6 protein-coding genes are annotated in these 3,332 nt (G+C 32.7%); all 6 read right to left on the bottom strand.

Annotated features, from left to right (window positions below):
• On the bottom strand, nucleotides 1-161 hold a 161-nt coding region (locus WBY99_RS01730), incomplete at its 3' end, for a heavy metal-binding domain-containing protein (RefSeq protein ID WP_423974627.1).
• Between the two features lie 124 nt (nucleotides 162-285).
• The gene (locus WBY99_RS01735; RefSeq protein WP_423974622.1) at nucleotides 286-846 is read right to left on the bottom strand and encodes a helix-turn-helix domain-containing protein; all 561 of its coding nucleotides are present in this window, start codon (nucleotides 844-846) and stop codon (nucleotides 286-288) included.
• A gap of 8 nt (nucleotides 847-854) precedes the next feature.
• A complete protein-coding gene (locus WBY99_RS01740) occupies nucleotides 855-1,310 on the bottom strand; it encodes a hypothetical protein (protein WP_423974623.1) in 456 nt (151 codons plus the stop codon).
• On the bottom strand, nucleotides 1,310-1,705 hold the full coding sequence (locus WBY99_RS01745) for an acyl-CoA thioesterase (protein ID WP_423974624.1): 396 nt from the start codon (nucleotides 1,703-1,705) through the stop codon (nucleotides 1,310-1,312). Before WBY99_RS01745 ends, WBY99_RS01740 begins: the two co-directional genes overlap by 1 nt.
• Before the next feature lie 29 nt (nucleotides 1,706-1,734).
• Nucleotides 1,735-2,493, bottom strand: a complete 759-nt coding sequence (gene yaaA / locus WBY99_RS01750) for a peroxide stress protein YaaA (RefSeq protein WP_423974625.1) — start codon at nucleotides 2,491-2,493, stop codon at nucleotides 1,735-1,737.
• Nucleotides 2,494-2,562: 69 nt separating this feature from the next.
• Nucleotides 2,563-3,174: an L-threonylcarbamoyladenylate synthase gene (locus WBY99_RS01755; protein ID WP_423974626.1), complete on the bottom strand. Its 612-nt coding sequence runs from the start codon at nucleotides 3,172-3,174 to the stop codon at nucleotides 2,563-2,565.
• Between the last annotated feature and the right edge of the window lie 158 nt (nucleotides 3,175-3,332).

Consider the following 3,332-nt stretch of genomic DNA (forward strand, 5'->3'; position numbering starts at 1 on the left):
CGTTCTTCGATCGGAACCAAAAACATATTGCAAACTGAGCAACGTTTTCCGGGTTCAAAATATACTTTTTCACCTTCGCATTCCATCGGGCAATAATAAACGGAACTTGGTGAGATTTTCTGATTCGGATTTTCGTTATGATTGTTACAACAGTTTCCCATATTTTTAAGAATTTATAGTGCAAATTTCAGAAAAACAAAAAGGAAGCTGTTATACATTTATGGAAAGATGTTAACGAATTTCGAATGAAAAAGACTTTAAATAAAAGGCAAATAGAAATTATTTTTAAACTTTATCCAGCGCAATTCTCTTTTTATCTTTGGATTTCAAAAACTGAGTAGGAGAGAAGCCAATCATTTTTTTAAATTGGTTCGAAAGATGCTGAACGCTTTTGTAGCCAAGTTTTTGAGAGATTTCAGTTAAAGTAAATTCGTTGTAAATGATGAGTTCTTTTACTTTTTCGATTTTTTGAAGAATAAAATATTGTTCTAAAGTCACATTTTCATTTTGCGAAAACAACTTTGAGATCGCGCTGTATTCTTTATTCATTTTTTCGGAAAGAAATTTAGACAAAACAAAATCCTCAGAAACATCTAAATCATTGATTTTAAGGATGATATATTTTTTAATGATCTCAATTTGCTTTTTCGATGAATCTTCCAAAATCTGAAATCCGGTTTCTTGCAATCGATTGTCAAGTTTCAAAATTTCCTTTTCATCGAAATTGTTTTTGGTTTCAACTTCTCCCAATTCGATATGCGAAATTTCCATTTTCAAATCATTGAAAACCTTTTCTACTGCAGTAATGCAGCGATTACAAACCATATTTTTAATGAAGATTTTCATCAAATTATTTAATAATTTTTAAATCGTTTTAGAATCTGATTGCCACAGTCGAAAATTTGTTTGTCAGAATATCCAAAATGATTTTCAGGAAGAGAATTGATTTTTATTTTTTCAGTTGGTGTATAATATAAAATTCTGTACTTATTATTTTTATCAGAAATAATTGACCTTTCAATTTTTACAATTTTATTGTCTTTTACAAAAAACATATCTAAAGTTTCAAAATATTCGCCACCGTTTATATTATAAAAAGCAATTAATTTATTCTTTTCTGAAAAAACGATGGTATTTCCTCCGCATGTTTTTTCATTGATTTCTAATGTTTTGTATTCGCTACTTTTTATTTTGGAAACTACCTCTTTTGAATATATGTCAATTTTTTCTATACTATTTTTTGTCTTATGACAAGAACTAAATAGAAGTAGAAAAATCGGTAATACAATATTTTTAATGAAAATCTTCATCAGTGTTTTTCTTTCAATCGGTCGGAAATATATTCGATTTTTGTTTTGCCGTGTTTGGTTGGTTTTCCTTCATTATCAATTCCTACAAAAATAATTTTATCAATGGTAATAATGGTTTGCTGCGTCATCATGTTACGAACTTCGCACGCCAAAGTGATGGAAGTGTTTCCAAAATCGGTCGCTTCAATCCCAATTTCGATGATGTCACCTTGTTTTGCCGAACTCACGAAATTGATTTCCGAGATATATTTGGTCACACAACGCGGCGTTTCGAGCTGAACAATGGCGTACAATGCGGCTTCTTCGTCGATCCATTGCAATAATCTTCCACCGAAAAGGGTGTGATTTGGGTTTAAATCTTCTGGTTTAATCCATTTTCTGGTATGGTAATTCATTTTGTATTTTTTAAATGATTAATGATAAATTAACGGGTAAAAACCAAGTTTGTTTTGGTAGAAAGTTTCTCATCAATTCTGTAATTTTCAAGGTTGAAACCTTTCACGTCGTTCAATGTTTTCGCTTGATTTTCAGCGCAATAGCGAACAACTAAACCTCTTGCGTGTTTGGTATAAACAACGATGGTTTTCAGTTTTCCGTCTTTCATTTCATAAAAATCGAAATCGATAATCGGGGCATTTATTTTCTTTTTATCAATGACTTTAAAATATTCTGTACTGGCTAAATTAAGGATTAAGTCTTTGGTTTTCAGTTCGCTATTGAGTTGTTCGGTTACTTTTTCGCGCCAGAATTCGTAGAGATTTTGGTATTGATCGAACTCGAATTTCCTACCCATTTCCAAACGATAAAGCATGATTTTGTCGGAAGGTTTCAAAAGTCCATACAATCCGGAAAGCATTCTGTAATTTTTCTGCAAATAATTGATGGCATTTTTATCTAAAATTTTGGCATCTAAACCTCTGTAAACCTCACCAACAAAGGCAAACATTGCGGGTGCAGATTCTTTATGATTTGGTTTTGCTTTCCATTTTTGGTTTCTTTCCCAGTTCTCGTCAGCTAATTTGGGTGAAATTTCCATTAAATCTGATAAATATTTGGGTGTTTTTTCTTTTAAATAAGTTTGAATAAAAGCTGCGTCTTCAATAAATTTTGGAGTGGTGGTTTTGAAAAGTTCCGTAGAATTTTCAATGTTCATGAGTTTTGCAGGCGAAGTAATGATTTTCATAAATAATTCAAAATTTAATATTCAAGGTTCAAAGTTAATTGGGTTTAAAATAAAATATTGAACTTTGAATTACAATGCTCCTTTTCCTTGTCTTAAAATTTCCGGTTCGCCACTGGTCAAATCTACGATGGTTGAAGCGACGTTATCACCATAACCTGCATCAATGACAATATCGACGAGATGGTCATATTTCTCGGCAATCAATTCTGGGTCGGTGGAATATTCGATGACTTCGTCATCATCTTTAATGGAAGTTGACGCAATCGGGTGTCCCAATTTTTCTACAATCAATTGCGGAATGATGTGATCAGGAACTCGAATTCCGACGGTTTTATTTCCTTTATAAGCCAAGGGAAGATTTTTGTTAGCTTCTAAAATAAAAGTAAATGGCCCGGGAATATTATTTTTCAAATACCTGAAAGTACTGGTGTCAATCGGTCTCGAAAATTCTGATAAATGACTTAAATCGTTACAGATGATAGAAAAATGGGCTTTTTCTAACTTGATTTTTTTGATTTGCGCAAGCTTTTCCATTGCCCGGATATCAAAAATATTGCAACCCAACGCATAAACCGTGTCAGAAGGGTAGATAATTAGTCCACCATTTTTTAAAGTGCGAACGACCTCGTCGAGGAGGTTTTCCTGTGGATTGTAGGGATAGATTTTCAGAATTTTTGCCATATACAAATTTACTAAAAATAGATGAATAAATATTTTTTGCAAATAATTTGGAGGTTTAGATAATAGTTGTATATTTGCACCACAATAACGCGGGGTAGAGCAGTAGGTAGCTCGTCGGGCTCATAACCCGGAGGTCGCACGTTCGAGTCGTGTCTCCG

It is taken from the genome of Kaistella sp., assembly GCF_049588135.1.
Classification (GTDB): Bacteria; Bacteroidota; Bacteroidia; order Flavobacteriales; family Weeksellaceae; genus Kaistella.

What these genes read in the sequence shown, in the direction of transcription:
- WBY99_RS01735 (WP_423974622.1), bottom strand. Translation starts at nt 846, where the DNA reads ATGAAAATCTTCATTAAAAATATGGTTTGTAATCGCTGCATTACTGCA.
- WBY99_RS01740 (WP_423974623.1), bottom strand. Translation starts at nt 1,310, where the DNA reads ATGAAGATTTTCATTAAAAATATTGTATTACCGATTTTTCTACTTCTA.
- WBY99_RS01755 (WP_423974626.1), bottom strand. Translation starts at nt 3,174, where the DNA reads ATGGCAAAAATTCTGAAAATCTATCCCTACAATCCACAGGAAAACCTC.
- yaaA (WP_423974625.1), bottom strand. Translation starts at nt 2,493, where the DNA reads ATGAAAATCATTACTTCGCCTGCAAAACTCATGAACATTGAAAATTCT.
- WBY99_RS01745 (WP_423974624.1), bottom strand. Translation starts at nt 1,705, where the DNA reads ATGAATTACCATACCAGAAAATGGATTAAACCAGAAGATTTAAACCCA.